Consider the following 15366-nt stretch of genomic DNA (forward strand, 5'->3'; position numbering starts at 1 on the left):
TGCCCGTCAATCACGCTGTCTGCGCTCAACCGCCGATGTGCATCTGATACTTCGCACCGTTGGAAAACGTGCAGGTCCCCGCTCCCTGATACGGCGTCGTCAACTGGTATTCGCACGACATGAACATGCCGCCCGGGCTGTAGGCACTGGCGACGCCGCGCTTTTCATCCTCCACGATGCGCGTCGCTTCACCGCTCAGAACCTGTCCCTCGTACTCGACCAGGAAACGGCCCTTCCCGGTCATCATGTTGGTGACCGACCCGCTGATGACGCCACTCCGCGTCGCCCTTTCATTGGCCGGGTAAAGCCGGACCGGAAGCGTCGCCTGCGCCGCAACGCCCGTCGCCTGTGGTCGCGTCATCGGCTGCCCGGGGAGCGGCGGGGCACCTGCCGGCAAGGGAGTTCCCGGCGGCGGTAGCGGGTAATGATGGTAATAGACGCCACCATCGGGTCCCACGACCGGCACCACGTAACAGGCCGAAGTGGCGATCGTCGCCAGCAGCGGTGCCGCGAAGCGCCGCCACGATGAAGGGGATGCTGCTCTCGACATCATCTGCTCCTTTCCAGAGAGTTTGCGGGACGGGACGGACCGTCAGTCCCAGTATAGTCAAGATCGAACCCTTGCCAATGCGATCTGCGGCCCTGTCCGGTACGCACTTCCAAGCGGCAGAAGTAACTCCGCACCACCCGAGAGCTCTGCTCCGAAACGGCGACCACATCCTGCCCCCACGTCGTGGGAGCCTTTGCCGCAGCGCCGACAGGCAACCAAGGGCAGCATTGCCGGTGAGTCATCGTCTATACTGCGCAACTGATCCCTCTACTTGCAGCAACCAGACTTGGAGCATCCGGCATGTTCAGGATCGCCTCGGCCAGCATCTTTGGTGGCACCATGCTGGTCGCCGCCCTTGCCGCCTGTGACGCCGACCGGCTGGATCGGCTGCGCCCCGGCCGCACGACTGCCGGCGAGGTGAAGGACGTGATGGGCCAGCCGACGCTGGAATGGCGGGAGGCCGATGGCTCGCGCGTCTGGGAGTATCCGCGCACACCGCAAGGGCTGGTCAACTACCTCGTGCTCATCGGCCCGGACGACGTGCTGCGCGAGGTGCAGCAGGTGCTGACCGAGGAGAACTTCGCCAGGGTCCGCGTCGGCATGACGCAGGACCAAGTACGACGTCTTCTCGCTCGTCCGGCTCACGAAACCTATTTTCCGCTCAAGCGGGAGACGATCTGGGACTGGAAGACGAAGGTGGATTCCGGCATGGAATGGTATTTCAACGTCCATTTCGACAGCGACGGCCGGGTCAGCGGAACCAGCACCAACTACGTGCCGAAAGGCTGACCAACGGCGGCTGGCGGCAAGCGCGCCAGTCGGCGCCGCACCTGCCGGCGGTCCCGGGACTGACGATGCATGGCCTGCACCTGACTGCCGAACTCTACGGATGCCGCTGCGACCGGCAACTGCTCGATGACGCCGGCGCCCTGCGCGAACTTTGCCTCGCAGTCTGTTCGTTGCCGGGTCTGACGCCACTCGCCGAGGTCTTCCACCAGTTCGGCAGCGACAGCGACCCGGCCGGCGCCACGGGCGCGGTCGTCCTGGCCGAGTCGCACCTGGCGGTGCACACCTGGCCGGAGTCGGCGGCAGTGACGCTCGACCTGTACGTCTGCAACTTCAGCCAGGACAACAGCAGCGCAGCCCGCCAAGCCTGCGGGCAGCTGATTGCCGCTTTCGCACCGAGCCAGCTCGTGCAGCGCGAACTGCAGCGAGGCATCCCGGCTGACCAGGCCACCGGCAGCCCTGCCGACCACGCCGTCAGCGGTGATTAGCGGCTGGTTCCCGGGGTATACTCGGGGACCGGACACGAAACAGAACAGGGAGGCCTTGTGGAATCGCTTCGCATCACGCTCGATCAATCCGAAATCCCCACCCACTGGTACAACGTCGTCGCCGACATGCCAACGCAGCCAGCACCGCCACTGGCTGCGGATGGCAGCCCGGTGTCGCCGGAGCAGATGGGGATGATCTTTCCGATGGCGATCCTCGAGCAGGAGATGTCGGCCGAACGCTGGATTCCGATCCCCGAGCCGGTGCGGCAGATCTATCGCCTCTGGCGACCGTCGCCATTGATCCGTGCCCGCCGGCTCGAGGAAGTGCTGCAGACGCCGGCGCGGATCTTCTACAAGTATGAAGGCGTCTCCCCTGCCGGGTCGCACAAGCCCAACACCGCCGTACCGCAGGCTTACTACAACCAGCAGGCGGGAATCCGGCGCATCACCACGGAGACCGGTGCCGGACAGTGGGGCTGTTCGATGGCCTTTGCCGGCCAGATGTTCGGTCTCGAGGTGCGCGTGTACATGGTCCGCATCAGCTATGAGCAGAAACCCTTCCGCCGCTCGATGATGCAGACTTGGGGCGCCGAGGTCTTCGCCAGCCCGTCGCCGATGACGCAGACCGGCCGCGATCTGCTCGCCCGCGACCCGGAGAACCAGGGCTCGCTCGGCATCGCGATCTCCGAGGCCGTCGAGGAGGCGGCCGCGCGCTCCGACACCAGCTACGCGCTCGGCTCGGTGCTCAATCACGTCGCGCTGCACCAGACAATCATCGGCCAGGAAGCGAAGAAACAGTTCGAAAAGGCTGGCGACTGGCCGGATGTGATCTTTGCCCCCTGTGGCGGCGGCTCGTCCTTCGCCGGCGTGGCTTTCCCGTTCATCGCCGACAATGCCAGCGGCGGGCGCAACGGCCGCCCGACGCGACTGGTGGCGGTCGAACCGACATCGTGCCCGACGCTGACCAAGGGCGCCTATGCCTACGATTTCGGCGACGCTTCGGGTTTCACGCCACTGATGAAGATGTACACCCTCGGCCACGACTTCATGCCGCCGGGCATCCATGCCGGCGGCCTGCGTTACCACGGTGACTCACCGCTCGTCTCCCAGCTCTATCACGACGGACTGATCGAGGCGGTCGCAGTACCGCAACTGGCAACCTTCGAGGCGGGCGTGATGTTCGCGCGCGCCGAGGGCGTCATTCCAGCGCCCGAGTCGAACCATGCCATCCGGGCGGCAATCGACGAGGCCGTGCGCTGCCGGGAGAGTGGCGAGAGCCGGACGATCTTCTTCAACCTCACCGGCCATGGCCATTTCGACATGGCGGCCTACGACCGTTACTTCGCCGGCCAGCTCGAGGACTTCGAGTACCCGCAGGAGGCGATCCGGGCTTCACTGGAGCATCTGCCCAGGCTCTGATGGTGAACACGTTGCGCCCGCTCGTCTTCGCCCTCGTCCTCGCCAACCTGCTGCTTTTCGTCTGGGCACGAGGCTACCTGGGCGCCCCGGCCGAAGGCGATGCGCATCGTGTGGAGCAACAACTGTTGCCCGAGCGCATCGTCGTCGTCTCGCGCGGCGAACCGCCACCGTCGGCCAAAGCCAGGGCAAATGGCGGCACGCCCGGAGAGCAGAAGGCGAGCGAGAGTTGCCGCATCTGGAGCGATCTGGCAGCCAGCGAGGCCGACGAGGTCGAGCAACTGCTGCGCGAGAGCTTCGCCGAGTTCCGGACGAACCGTCGCACGGTGAATGAGAACAGTGGCTACTGGGTCTACATCCCACCTCTCGCCAGCAAGGAGGAAGTCGGCAAGAAGACGGCGGAGCTGCAGCAGCTTGGCGTCGACGATTTCTTCGTCGTCCAGGCCAGTGGGCCGAACCAGCTGGCGATCTCGCTCGGCACCTACCGAACAGAGGAGGCAGCCAATGCCGGTCTCGAAACCCTGCGCGCGAAGGGCGTCAAATCGGCAAGAATGGGCCAGCGTACGGGAAGACCGGCGTACGTGATCCTCGAGATCCGTGGCCCGGCAGCGCAGGCCGAAGCCTTGCAGCGCTCGATCGCCGCCCGGCTGCCCAAGGTCACGGCCAAGGCCTGTGCGGCGCCCGCGACGGGTGCGCCGTGAGCTTCATCGTCGGCCTCACCGGCGGCATCGGCAGCGGCAAGAGCACGGTCGCCGATCTCCTGGCCGAACGGGGCGCGGCGCTGGTCGATACCGATCTGATCGCCCACCAGTTGACCGGGCCCGATGGTGGCGCGATGACGGCGATTGCCGGTGCATTTGGAAGTAGCGTCGTGCGTGCGGACGGTAGCCTCGACCGCGCCGCCATGCGCCGCCTGGTCTTCGCGAACGCTGCCGCCAAGGCACGGCTCGAAGGCATCCTGCATCCGCTGATCCGGCAGCGGAGCGAAGAGCGCTGCGCGGCCGTGGCGACCGCTCCCTACGTCGTCCTGGTCGTGCCACTGCTCGTGGAATCCGGGACCTATCGGGAGCGGAGCGACCGCATCCTGGTCGTGGACTGCAGCGAAGAGGTCCAGGTGGCGCGCGTGATGGCGCGCAGCGGACTGAGCGCCGACGAGGTTCGCGCGATCATCGCCAGCCAGGCGTCTGCCGACGAGCGCCGCGCGGTGGCAGACGATGTGGTGCTCAACGACGGGACGATCGAGTTGCTCGGACCACGCGTCGAGGCGCTGCACCACCGCTATCTTGAGCTGGCGGCGGCGAAAGCTCATGTCGACCGTTGAGGTTTTGCTGCAAATGCTTCAGAATCATCGGAAATCGTCCATTCCGATGCCGGCGGCAGCGTGATCACCTACGAATATCCCTTCAATGAGCGCATTCGCACACTGTTGCGGCTGGAGGATTTGTTCCACAAACTGAGCAGCTTCATGCAGCGGGACGGCTCGCAGGAGCATCATGTCGTCCTCCTCACCCTGTTCGAGATCCTCGACGTGTCCGGCCGTGCCGACCTGAAGATGGACCTGATACAGGAACTCGAGCGTCAACGTCAGAGCCTGTTGGCGTTTCGCAACAATCCGGACATATCCGAGGACGCGCTCGCTGGCGCACTGTACGAGATCGAAAACGCTTCGGCGGCACTGCTCGGAATGGCGGGCAAGATCGGCCAGCACCTGCGCGACAATGACTGGCTGATGAGCATCAAGAGTCGTGCCAGCATCCCCGGCGGGGTCTGCGAGTTCGACCTCCCCTCGTACCACTACTGGCGGCATCAGCCACCCGACGTCCGCCGCGAGGCGCTGCTCGGCTGGTTGCAACCGCTGTTGCCGCTGCGTGACGCGCTGACGATCGTCCTGCGCCTGTTGCGCGCGAGTGGCCGCTCCGAGCACCATGTCGCCAGCGGTGGGGCGTTCCAGCTCATGCTCGGTGGCAGCAACGTCCAGAGTACGTCACAGATGGTCCGTATCTCGCTCAAGCTGCACGACCCCTACATTCCGGAGATCAGCGCCAACAAGTACGCGCTGAACATCCGCTTCACCCGCCCCGACAGCGACCATCGGCCGCGCCACTGCGACACCGATGTCGAGTTCGACATGCTGTTCTGCAATCTGTAGGCAGCCGACATCGCGCTGCCGCTGACACCGAACATCGCGAAAGCGGTCGAGAGACTCTTTCCGCCGGACGACGTCGAGGAGGTTGTTCGCATCATCACGGAACAGTGCGCGAACAACCTTCCCAACTGCAGTGACTGCGACGAATACGCACTGGAAAACCTGAGATTCGCCGTTCTCAAGCTTTGCGACGGAAAGATCGAGAAACTGCGCGAAGTCGTCCACATGGCGAACGAGGACTGGCGGGATGTCCTCTGGGAGGCAGGCTCGCCAAGGCAGTTCCAGCGCAATCTGCTTCATCAGCGCCGATTGAGCCGCCAGGCGCATCTCGGCGCACGCGCGTCGGGGCGACGCCGCCGCATCTCGGCCGACATGTCGACGACGATCGCCGGTTCGGTCCGCGGGGTGCGTTCCCGTCCCGCCGCCATTTCCGCTTGCGGACCCGGTGGGCCGACGAGCAGCACGGAAAGCGCGTTCCGCGTCTGGCGCAGGTTGCCCGCGATCTGCGGGATCGTGGCGAGCGTGCTCAGGTACTGCGATTTCGCCTGCTGCACGTCGACTTCCGAGTCGTTGCCATGCTTGAACCGGCGCTCGGTGGCCTCCAGGTTGCGCTTCGGCAGCGCGGAGTTTTCGCGGGCGACGCCGAGGACGACGATCAGCGTCGCCGCGGAGCCATGCTTGCCGCCAATCCCCTGCGCGAGCATCGAGTGCAGCGGGTAGAGGCCCTCCGAGCCCCTACCAGTTCGTCTCGCGTTCCGGCGTTGCCGTGATGCGATGAATCGAGAGATCGGCGCCGTTGAACTCCTGCTCGCGATCGAGACGAAGCCCGACGGTGCTCTTCAGCAACCCGTAAACCACGGTGCCACCCACCAGCGCGATGCCGATCGCGAGCAGGGTCATCAGGAGCTGCGGCATGAACGCGACGCCGCCGACACCGCCGAGCGCCTTGCTGCCGAAGATGCCGGCGGCGAGGCCACCCCAGGCGCCGCACAGCCCGTGCAACGGCCAGACGCCGAGAACGTCGTCGATCTTCCAGCGGTTTTGCGTCAGCGTGAACATCAGGACGAAGAGGCCGCCGGCGACACCACCGACGACCAGGGCGCCCATCGGGTGCATCAGGTCGGAGCCGGCGCAGACGGCCACCAGACCGGCGAGCGGACCGTTGTGCACGAAGCCCGGGTCATTCCTGCCGGCGACCATCGCCACCAGGGTGCCGCCGACCATCGCCATCAGCGAGTTCATCGCCACCAGCCCGGAGATCTTGTCGATCGTCTGCGCGCTCATGACGTTGAAGCCGAACCAGCCGACGGTGAGGATCCACGCGCCGAGAGCCAGGAAGGGGATCGATGACGGCGGGTGCGCCGACACCCTGCCCTCCTTCGTGTAGCGACCGTGACGCGCGCCGAGCAGGATAACCGCCGGCAGGGCGAGCCAGCCACCCATCGCGTGCACGACGACGGAACCGGCAAAATCATGGAACTCCTCGCCGTAGGTCGCCTTGAGCCACGCCTGGATGCCGAAGGCCTGGTTCCAGGCGATGCCCTCGAAGGTCGGATAGACCAGGGCGACGATCAGGAAGGTCGCCGCCAGCTGCGGGTAGAAACGCGCGCGTTCGGCAATGCCGCCCGAGATGATCGCCGGAATCGCCGCAGCGAAGGTAAGCAGGAAGAAGAACTTGGTCAGCTCGAAGCCGTTCTTGTCCAGTAGGGTGTCGGCGCCGGCGAAGAAATTGACGCCGTAGGCGATGCTGTAGCCGACGAAGAAATAGGCGATGGTCGACACCGAGAAATCGGTCAGGATCTTCACCAGCGCGTTGACCTGGCTCTTCTTGCGGACGGTCCCCAGCTCGAGAAAGGCAAAACCGGAATGCATCGCCAGCACCATGATGCCGCCGAGCAGGATGAAGAGGACGTCGCTACCAGACTTGAGTGCTTCCATGGCTCCTCCAGGATTTCGTGATGGAGCCAACAAGCAAATCCCGTTCCAGGGTTGTCATGCCCCGGAATCGACCATCATCTACGGCATGCGCCCATTCCGCGCACAATCAGGATGCATCAGCGGGAGTCTACGCACCAGAACGGGGCGACGGGGCACTCCGAGAGCTCAGCCGCGACCTACGGTGGTGCGGCCCCGGCTGGCAGCAGGACCCACATCTGCCCCTGCTGCTTCATGCGCCCGGCCTCGTTGCCGGCAGCGGCGCCGAAGCCCCAGAAGAGGTCGGCCCGGACGACGCCGCGGATGGCGCCGCCGGTGTCTTGCGCCATCACCAGCCGTCGCCAGGGCTGCACCGAATCGGGACGGGACGTCGCCAGAAACACCGGGGCGCCGAGGGTGACATGTCGGGGATCGACCGCAATGCTGCGCTCTGGGGTCAGCGGCACGCCCAGTGCGCCGTTCGGGCCGTCGCCCTCCTTGCCGCGGATCGCTTCCTCGCGGAAGAAGACGTAACTCGGATTGGCGTTCAGCAGTTCGGTGACCCGGCTCGGGTTGGCGCGCGCCCACTGCTTGATCGACTGCATCGATGCCTGTTCGAGGCTCATCTCGCCACGATCGACGAGCACGCGACCGATCGATTGATAGGGGTGGCCGTTCTGGTCGGCATAGGCCAGCCGCAGCGTGCTGCCATCCGACAACTGCACGCGCCCGGAACCCTGCACCTGCAGGAAAAAGAGCTCGACCGGATCGTCGACATAGAGCAGCACCCGTTCGCCGCCTTCGTTCGCACGCTTGCCGATCTCGGCACGCGAGAGGTAGGGGACGACCCGGTTGCCCTGCAGGCGACCGCGCAGGCGCATGTTCTTCAGCTCGGGCAGGACGCTGCCGAGGTCGATCGTCAGCAGGTCGGGGGGAACGCCGAGCACCGGCTGCAGGTAGGGCTGGCCACGCGTGCGCGAGCCGCGAAGCAGCGGCTCGTAGTAGCCGGTCACCAGACCGCGGGTCGAACCGTCGGGATTGGTCAGCAGCCACGGTTGCAGCCGTGACTCGAAGAAGGCCCTGGCGGCGGCGGCCGTCGGCGCGGCCATGGACCGCGCCTCGTCACAGACGGCTTTCCATTGCGGCCACTGCGCGCGACTGGAAAGACCGCGACACGACCGCAGGAAAGGCGCCCAAGCGGCTGCCAGATCGTCGTCGCTCCAGCCTGGGAGGTCCCTCCAGCGCGCCGCCTGCAGCGGCTTCGCGTCCATCCTGGGGACGGCTGGCGGTGCTGCCCCCGGGCAATCCGGACACGGCGGGCAGGCGGTGGCGCCGGCGCCGCCACCGAGCGGCGGCTTGCCCGTGCTGCCACAGGCGGTGAGCAGCAGCGCGAGGACGGTGATGACGAGGCAACGTGATTGGCTTTTGCGGATCATTTGGCTAGAGTATCGGGTTCGTGCAACCCGCCCAGTATACTGTTCAATGAGTGACTCCCTGGCGCAGCTGGCCTCCTTTCTCGCTCGCGCCGAGCGCCTCCTCGATCGCCTCGAGCCGTTGCTGCCGCCCGCGGCAACGGCTCCCGACTGGAGCGCGGCGCATGCCTTCCGCTGGCGCGGCGCGAACGGATCCGGCCACCTGCAGGCGATCCGCCGCCTGCCCCGAATCCGCCTTGCCGACCTGCGCGACATCGACGAGCAGAAGGCTCGCCTCGACAGCAATACCCGCCAGTTCATTGCCGGGCTGCCGGCCAACAATGTCCTGCTCACCGGTGCACGTGGCTCGGGCAAGTCATCGCTGATCAAGGCGCTGCTCAACGAGTACGCAGCGCAGGGCCTGCGCGTGATCGAGGTGGAAAAGGCCGAGCTGACCGACCTGCCGCAGATCGTCGAGCTGGTCGAGGAACGCCCGGAGCGTTTCATCATCTTCTGCGACGACCTCTCCTTCGAATCCGGAGACGCACGCTACAAGGCGCTCAAGGTGGTGCTCGACGGCTCTTTTGCGGCGGCGCCGGAGAACGTGCTGATCTACGCGACCTCGAACCGCCGCCACCTGATGCCCGAGTATTTCGCCGAGAACCTCGAAAGCCGGCGCGTTGGCGAGGAGATCCACCCCGGCGAGGCGATCGAGGAAAAGATCTCGCTTTCCGAGCGTTTCGGCCTCTGGATCTCGTTCTACCCCTTCGACCAGGATGCTTACCTCGACATCGTCGCGCACTGGCTGTGTTCCTTCGGCTGCCCACCGGAGGAGATCGCCGGCAGCGAACGGGCGGCGCTCAACTGGGCAGTCGAACGGGGTTCGCGCAGCGGCCGCGTCGCCTGGCAGTTTGCCAGGGACTGGGCAGGCCGCCAGCGCGCCGCCGCCGATGCGCGCCCGGCCCCCAGCGGCCGCTCGCGCCGACACTCGCGGCAGCACGCATGAGCGCCGACGCCAGGCACGACGCGGGGCGGGGGCGATGAGCGTGATCACGGAAGTCGCGGCAGCGGTCCTGCTGCGCGGCGATCCGGCCGCCCCAGAATTTCTCCTCGCCCAGCGCCCACCAGGAAAACCCTACGCGGGCTATTGGGAGTTCCCGGGCGGCAAGGTGGAAGCCGGCGAAACGGCGCTCGCGGCCCTGCGGCGCGAACTGCGCGAGGAACTCGGGATCGCCGTCGGGCGCGCCTGGCCTTGGCTTTGCCGCGAGTTCAGCTATCCGCACGCGACGGTCCGCCTGCGCTTCTTCCGCGTCCACGCCTGGCAGGGCGAGCCCGCGACGCTCGAACACAGTGGCCTCGTCTGGCTGCGCGCCGGAAAGGCGGCAGACGTCGCCCCGATCCTGCCGGCGAACGGGCCGATCCTGCGCGCGCTGGCGCTGCCGCCGGTCTATGCGCTGACCAACGCCAGCGAGAACGGTGTCGAGGCCGAACTCGAGCGGCTTGAGACGGCACTGCGCAACGGCCTGCGCTTGGTCCAGGTGCGTGACAAGACACTGTCGGCGAGCGCTCGGCTCGACTTCGCGCATCGCGTCATGCGCCTCGCCAGCGGGCATCCCGCAGCCAGGATTCTCGTGAACGACGACCTGCAACTGGCGACGGCGGTCGCCGCGCATGGCGTCCACCTCTCTTCGGCCAGCCTCTGGCAACTCGCGGAGAAGCCGCCGTTGCCGCTGGTTGGCGCTTCCTGCCACGACGCCGACGACCTCGCGCGAGCGGCTCGCCTGCAGTTCGACCTGGCGGTCCTCGGCCCGGTGCTGCCGACCCCCAGCCACCCGCAGGCAGCCGGTATCGGCTGGCAGCGCTTTGCCGAGCTCGGCGAGAATTCGCCGCTGCCACTCTATGCGCTCGGCGGCATGCAGCCGGCGCTGCTGGCGGAAGCCTGCGGCCACGGCGCACACGGCATCGCGATGCTGCGTGGCTGGCATCGAGCGCGCGGCAGGGCGGACGATGCCGGCAGATGAAACCTGCGCGACAAGGTCCGTTTGGTAGAATGCCGCCTTTGCCCGTTTGCACCGACGCCGATGACACGCAAGATTCTGGTCACATCCGCACTGCCCTATGCCAACGGCGCCATCCATCTCGGCCATCTCGTCGAGTACATCCAGACCGACATCTGGGTGCGCTTCCAGAAGATGCGCGGCCACCAGTGCTGGTACGTCTGCGCCGACGACACGCACGGGACACCGATCATGTTGCGTGCCGAGCAGGAAGGAATCACCGCAGAAGACTTGATTGAGCGGGTGCATGGCGAACACACGCGCGACTTCGCCGGCTTCCACATCGGCTTCGACGACTACTACACGACCCATTCGCCGGAGACCCGTGCCTGCGCCAACGAAATCTACTCGCGCCTGCACGCTGCCGGGCTGATCGAAACGCGCACGATCGAGCAGTACTACGACCCGCTGAAACAGATGTTCCTGCCCGACCGCTTCATCAAGGGCGAATGCCCGAAATGCGGCGCGGCCGACCAGTACGGTGACAACTGCGAGAGCTGCGGTGCCGCCTACACCGCCGATGAGCTGAAGAACCCCTACTCGGCGATCTCCGGCGCGCGGCCAGAGCTGCGGCAGTCCGAACACTTCTTCTTCCGCCTCTCGGATCCGCGTTGCCAAGCCTTTCTGCGGCGCTGGACGCAAACCCAGGGCCGCCTGCAGAACGAGGCGGCGAACAAGCTGCAGGAATGGCTCGGCAACGCCGACGACAACCGCCTGACCGACTGGGACATCTCGCGCGACGCACCCTACTTCGGTTTCGAGATTCCCGACGCGCCGGGCAAGTATTTCTACGTCTGGCTCGACGCGCCGATCGGTTACATGGGCGCCTTCCGCCACCTGTGTGATCGCCTGGGGCTGGATTTCGACGAGTACTGGCGGCCGGACTCGACGACCGAGCTCTACCATTTCATCGGCAAGGACATCCTCTACTTCCACGCTCTGTTCTGGCCGGCCGAACTGGAGCATGCGGGCTACCGGACGCCGAGCAAAGTCTTCGCGCATGGTTTCCTGACCGTCGACGGTGCCAAGATGTCGAAGTCGCGCGGCACCTTCATCACCGCCGCCAGCTACCTTGAACAGGGCCTCGACCCGGAATGGCTGCGCTACTACTACGCGGCGAAGCTGGGCAGCTCGATGGAGGACATCGATCTCAACCTCGATGACTTCATTGCCCGCGTGAACTCGGATCTGGTCGGCAAGTTCGTCAACATCGCCAGCCGTTCGGCCGGCTTCATCGTCCGCAAGTTCGCCGGCCGGTTATGCACCTGCGACGAATCGCTGCCGGCGATCGAGGCGATCCGCGAACGCCGCCGGCTGATCGCCGAGCACTACGAGGCGCGCGACTTCAGCAAGGCGATCCGCGAGATCATGGCCCTGACCGACCTCGCCAACCAGTATGTGGACCGCGTCAAACCCTGGGAACTGGCGCGCGATCCGGGTCGCGAGAGTGAACTGCAGGCTGCCTGCAGCAACGCGATCAACCTCTTCCGGCTGTTCGCCATTCTGCTCAAACCGGTCCTTCCAGCGCTCGCCGCGAAGACCGAGGCCTTCCTGAACGTTGCGCCACTGGTCTGGGAAGACGCGGCGACGGTCCTCGCGGCCGGGCATGTGATCAACGGCTACCGGCACATGCTGACCCGGGTGGACAAGCAGCAGATTGATGCCCTGCTCGCCGCCAATCGCGAGTCGCTGGCAGCAACCACGGTGCCCGCAGCGCCGCAGCGGCACGCCGAGCACCAGGAGAAGGCGGCCGCCATTGCCGTCGCGCAGGCAGCCGTGGCGACACCGACCGGGCCGCACATCAGCATCGACGACTTCCTGGGCGTCGATCTGCGCATCGCGCGCATCAGCGAAGCCGGGCAAGTCGAAGGCGCCGACAAGCTCCTGCGGCTGCTGCTCGACGTCGGCCCGCTGGGAAGACGACAGGTCTTTGCCGGCATCAAGGCCGCCTACGATCCGGCAACGCTGGTTGGCCGACTGACGGTGATGGTCGCCAACCTGGCACCGCGCAAGATGAAGTTCGGGATGTCCGAAGGAATGATCCTCGCCGCCTCCGACCCCGCCGGCGAGACCCCCGGCATCTTCCTGCTGGCGCCGGATGACGGTGCCCAGCCCGGCATGCGCGTCCGCTAGTCCCTCTTCGAGGCGATCCACCCACCCATGGATTCACTGCGTCGTCGCGGCAGGCAAGGCGCCCGCAACACTGGCCATGGCGACGTATGGCGACGCCGCCTGGCACGCCAGGGTGCGATTCCGTCGAGCGGGTCGAGCGGCAGGGACTCCTAGGGTACGGCATGGATCGAGGCCAACGGCCGCGCGTCACCGCAAGGGTGATGCTTTACGCGCTGCTCGACGTTGCCGGCACCCTGATCCTGGCCAGCGGCCTGATGTGGCTGGCCCGGCAGCAGACGCTGTTCCTTCCCGATTTCCCGACCAGCACCGCGACCGCCATCCTGACGGTGGCGGCTGGCGTCGTGCTGATGCTCTGGTCCGTCGCCGGAATCCTCCACGAACTCTCAAGACAGCGCCCGACCGATGAGATCGACGGCTGAAAAGGAGACGATGCAGCGTCAGCCTGCCGCGGCGCTGGCGTCGCTGTCGCCCGGCTGTCGCCGCTCCCGATCAGGGCTTGCGCACGGGGTCGGCGGAAACCAGCTGAAAGACCCCCTCAGCGTAGCGGTGGGTGAACGGGGTACTCGATTCGATTCCTTCCGAGTAGTCGAGCACCCGGTAGGCGGCGAAGCCGCGCTGGCGCTGAAGCTGCAGCGCGCGCCGCTTGAAGATCAGCCCTGATTCGCCGTCGCCGCCGATGCGGAAACTCTTGGCACGCATCGCCAGCCGATAGGTATCTCCTTCGAACACGGTCTCCTCGATCGTCCAGTTGGGCGCCAGCGGATCGTAGATGACGTAGGCAGCGATGACCAGGGCAGCGCCATAGTTCAGGTATTGTGCCGGCCCGCCGTACTGGCTCGCCATGTAGCCGACGGAGCCGGCGAGCGCGAGAGCCTTTGCCGGCGGCAGGCTTGCCGTCGGGTTGGGCGCCTGCGTGAAGGCGAGGTCGTACGGCTGACTGACCGGCGCCGGCTGCCCGTTCCAATCAATCGTGCCGCAGGCAGCCAGCAGTGCCAGCGACAGGCTCGCACCAAGGACACGCAGGAAATGCACCCTGCTCACAGGTACTTGAACAGGCTCAACCCGCTGATCGCGACGAAGGACTTCTGCGCCGCTTCGAGGCTGACCTGCTCGCGGGTGAAATCCGAGATCGCCCGCACGAAGTCGAGGTCGACGAGATCGGAAAGGGTCTGCTGATACTGGATGTCGAGCGCGGTCGCGTTGTCGCTGAGCGCATCGAGGGTCTGCAGGCGGGTGCCGACGCTCGACTGCACCTCGCCGGCTTTCGCCAGCGCCTGATCGATGCCTGCGAGGTGCCCCTGCATCTTGCCGGTAAACTCGGTCCGCGCGGTACTCGAGTCGAGCGGTAGGCGGAGCAGGTCGATCGCCTCCTGCAGGGTCTGGAAGACGCTCTTGTTGGTGCTCGGCCGAATGCTGAAGGTGTCACCGGCAGCGGGCGAGCCGGTGATCACCACTTGCGCGCCGAAGTCGACTCCTACCGACGGAGCCGGCGGTTGGGTCGTCAACAGCGGGATCGCCTGCCCAGGCGTGAAGGGCAGGACCGGACCAACCGCGGTCGCCGGCAAGGGTGCCGCCGGCGGCGCTGGCTGCGAGACGTCGAAAAGCTGATAGCTGCTCACCCCTGCGACCGACGAAAAGCGAATCTGCAGGGCGCGATGGTCGGTTCCCTGCCAGGCGAAACCGCCGTTGACTGCGGCTGCCCACTTCCCCTGGTCGAGAACGGAACCCTGACCGATGATGCCACTCCCCTGATTTGGCTGGGCAGTCCCGTTGCCACTGGCGGCGGCGACGAAGCTGCCGTTGCCTTCCCGAAGCTGCATGAACAACTCGCTGCCGGCAACACTGGTCGCCATCTGCTGCGCAGCACCGACCTGCAACAGGCGCTCGCCATCGTCGCCGAAATAACTGACGAAGCCGCTCGTCGCAGGCGATACCACTGCACCACGGGCGAAAGGCATCGTCGATCCGCGGTGGCCGGAAAAAAGGTAGTCCCCCTCGGCGCTGCGACTGTTGGCGATGCCGAGCATCTCTTCGAAGCGCGCCTCGAGTTCGCTCGCAATCGCCTGCCGATCGGTGTCGGAGAGGACGGTATTGCCGGCCTGGATGACCCGGCTGCGAATGCTCTGCATGACCTCGGTCAATCCCGTCAGCTGGCTGTCGACAAGGCGCAGGCGGTCGGTCGCGATGCCCTGATTGCGCGCATACTGAGCGCCGATCTCCATCGCCTGCGTCACTTCCAGCGCCCGTGCCGCTGCCACCGGATCGTCAGCCGGTGTCAACAGGCGGCGGCCACTCGAAAGTTGCTCCTGCAGCTTGAGGAGCTGGTTCTGCCGACGCTCGATTCCGTTTGCACCGGCTGCGTAGAGCTGGCTGGTACTGATGCGCATCGCTTCTCCTGCCTCTGTCGCTTCGCTGTCACAAATGAAGAAAACTGCTCAGCCCACACGCTCCACCCGTGGCGTAC

The 15366-nt window shown here is 66.1% G+C and carries 16 protein-coding genes; 10 read left to right on the forward strand and 6 right to left on the reverse strand.

Features of this window, described 5'->3' with window-relative positions; all coding sequences use genetic code 11:
• Window positions 1-25: 25 nt before the first annotated feature.
• A complete protein-coding gene (locus V5B60_RS02450) occupies window positions 26-553 on the reverse strand; it encodes a hypothetical protein (protein ID WP_332345445.1) in 528 nt (175 codons plus the stop codon).
• A gap of 297 nt (window positions 554-850) precedes the next feature.
• On the opposite strand from V5B60_RS02450, the gene bamE reads away from it, so the two are divergent.
• From bamE to zapD, 6 genes are all read left to right on the forward strand, one after another.
• Window positions 851-1339, forward strand: a complete 489-nt coding sequence (gene bamE, locus V5B60_RS02455; RefSeq protein ID WP_332345446.1) for an outer membrane protein assembly factor BamE domain-containing protein — start codon at window positions 851-853, stop codon at window positions 1337-1339.
• A 65-nt stretch (window positions 1340-1404) separates the two neighbouring features.
• On the forward strand, window positions 1405-1824 hold the full coding sequence (speD, locus tag V5B60_RS02460; protein WP_332345447.1) for an adenosylmethionine decarboxylase: 420 nt from the start codon (window positions 1405-1407) through the stop codon (window positions 1822-1824).
• 57 nt (window positions 1825-1881) lie between these two features.
• Window positions 1882-3243 carry a TrpB-like pyridoxal phosphate-dependent enzyme gene (locus V5B60_RS02465; protein ID WP_332345448.1) on the forward strand — a complete coding sequence of 454 codons (1362 nt, stop codon included), beginning with the start codon at window positions 1882-1884 and terminating at the stop codon, window positions 3241-3243.
• Window positions 3243-3941 (forward strand): SPOR domain-containing protein, encoded by a 699-nt coding sequence (locus tag V5B60_RS02470; RefSeq protein ID WP_332345449.1) that lies wholly within the window; start codon window positions 3243-3245, stop codon window positions 3939-3941. The genes V5B60_RS02465 and V5B60_RS02470 overlap by 1 nt, the downstream gene beginning before the upstream one ends.
• Window positions 3938-4561: a dephospho-CoA kinase gene (coaE, locus tag V5B60_RS02475; RefSeq protein WP_332345450.1), complete on the forward strand. Its 624-nt coding sequence runs from the start codon at window positions 3938-3940 to the stop codon at window positions 4559-4561. Before V5B60_RS02470 ends, coaE begins: the two co-directional genes overlap by 4 nt.
• A gap of 60 nt (window positions 4562-4621) precedes the next feature.
• Window positions 4622-5389 (forward strand): cell division protein ZapD, encoded by a 768-nt coding sequence (gene zapD / locus V5B60_RS02480; protein WP_034935170.1) that lies wholly within the window; start codon window positions 4622-4624, stop codon window positions 5387-5389.
• A gap of 296 nt (window positions 5390-5685) precedes the next feature.
• On the opposite strand, the gene V5B60_RS02485 is transcribed toward zapD, so the two are convergent.
• The 3 genes from V5B60_RS02485 to mltA form a co-directional block, all read right to left on the reverse strand.
• Window positions 5686-6090, reverse strand: a complete 405-nt coding sequence (locus V5B60_RS02485; RefSeq protein WP_332345451.1) for a TolC family protein — start codon at window positions 6088-6090, stop codon at window positions 5686-5688.
• Between the two features lie 31 nt (window positions 6091-6121).
• On the reverse strand, window positions 6122-7324 hold the full coding sequence (locus tag V5B60_RS02490; RefSeq protein WP_332345452.1) for an ammonium transporter: 1203 nt from the start codon (window positions 7322-7324) through the stop codon (window positions 6122-6124).
• A 176-nt stretch (window positions 7325-7500) separates the two neighbouring features.
• Entirely contained in the window at window positions 7501-8736 is a 1236-nt protein-coding gene (mltA, locus tag V5B60_RS02495) for a murein transglycosylase A (protein ID WP_332345453.1), read from the reverse strand.
• A gap of 46 nt (window positions 8737-8782) precedes the next feature.
• On the opposite strand from mltA, the gene V5B60_RS02500 reads away from it, so the two are divergent.
• From V5B60_RS02500 to V5B60_RS02515, 4 genes are all read left to right on the forward strand, one after another.
• Window positions 8783-9718, forward strand: a complete 936-nt coding sequence (locus V5B60_RS02500; protein WP_332345454.1) for an ATP-binding protein — start codon at window positions 8783-8785, stop codon at window positions 9716-9718.
• Between the two features lie 34 nt (window positions 9719-9752).
• Window positions 9753-10733, forward strand: a complete 981-nt coding sequence (locus tag V5B60_RS02505) for a Nudix family hydrolase (protein ID WP_332345455.1) — start codon at window positions 9753-9755, stop codon at window positions 10731-10733.
• A gap of 60 nt (window positions 10734-10793) precedes the next feature.
• Window positions 10794-12902 carry a methionine--tRNA ligase gene (metG, locus tag V5B60_RS02510; protein ID WP_332345456.1) on the forward strand — a complete coding sequence of 703 codons (2109 nt, stop codon included), beginning with the start codon at window positions 10794-10796 and terminating at the stop codon, window positions 12900-12902.
• Between the two features lie 161 nt (window positions 12903-13063).
• Entirely contained in the window at window positions 13064-13321 is a 258-nt protein-coding gene (locus V5B60_RS02515) for a hypothetical protein (protein WP_332345457.1), read from the forward strand.
• Between the two features lie 70 nt (window positions 13322-13391).
• On the opposite strand, the gene V5B60_RS02520 is transcribed toward V5B60_RS02515, so the two are convergent.
• Entirely contained in the window at window positions 13392-13943 is a 552-nt protein-coding gene (locus tag V5B60_RS02520; RefSeq protein WP_332345458.1) for a hypothetical protein, read from the reverse strand.
• Window positions 13940-15289: a flagellar hook-associated protein FlgL gene (gene flgL, locus V5B60_RS02525; RefSeq protein WP_332345459.1), complete on the reverse strand. Its 1350-nt coding sequence runs from the start codon at window positions 15287-15289 to the stop codon at window positions 13940-13942. Before flgL ends, V5B60_RS02520 begins: the two co-directional genes overlap by 4 nt.
• Window positions 15290-15366 lie beyond the last annotated feature (77 nt).

This window comes from Accumulibacter sp. (assembly GCF_036625195.1).
Taxonomy (GTDB): Bacteria; Pseudomonadota; Gammaproteobacteria; order Burkholderiales; family Rhodocyclaceae; genus Accumulibacter.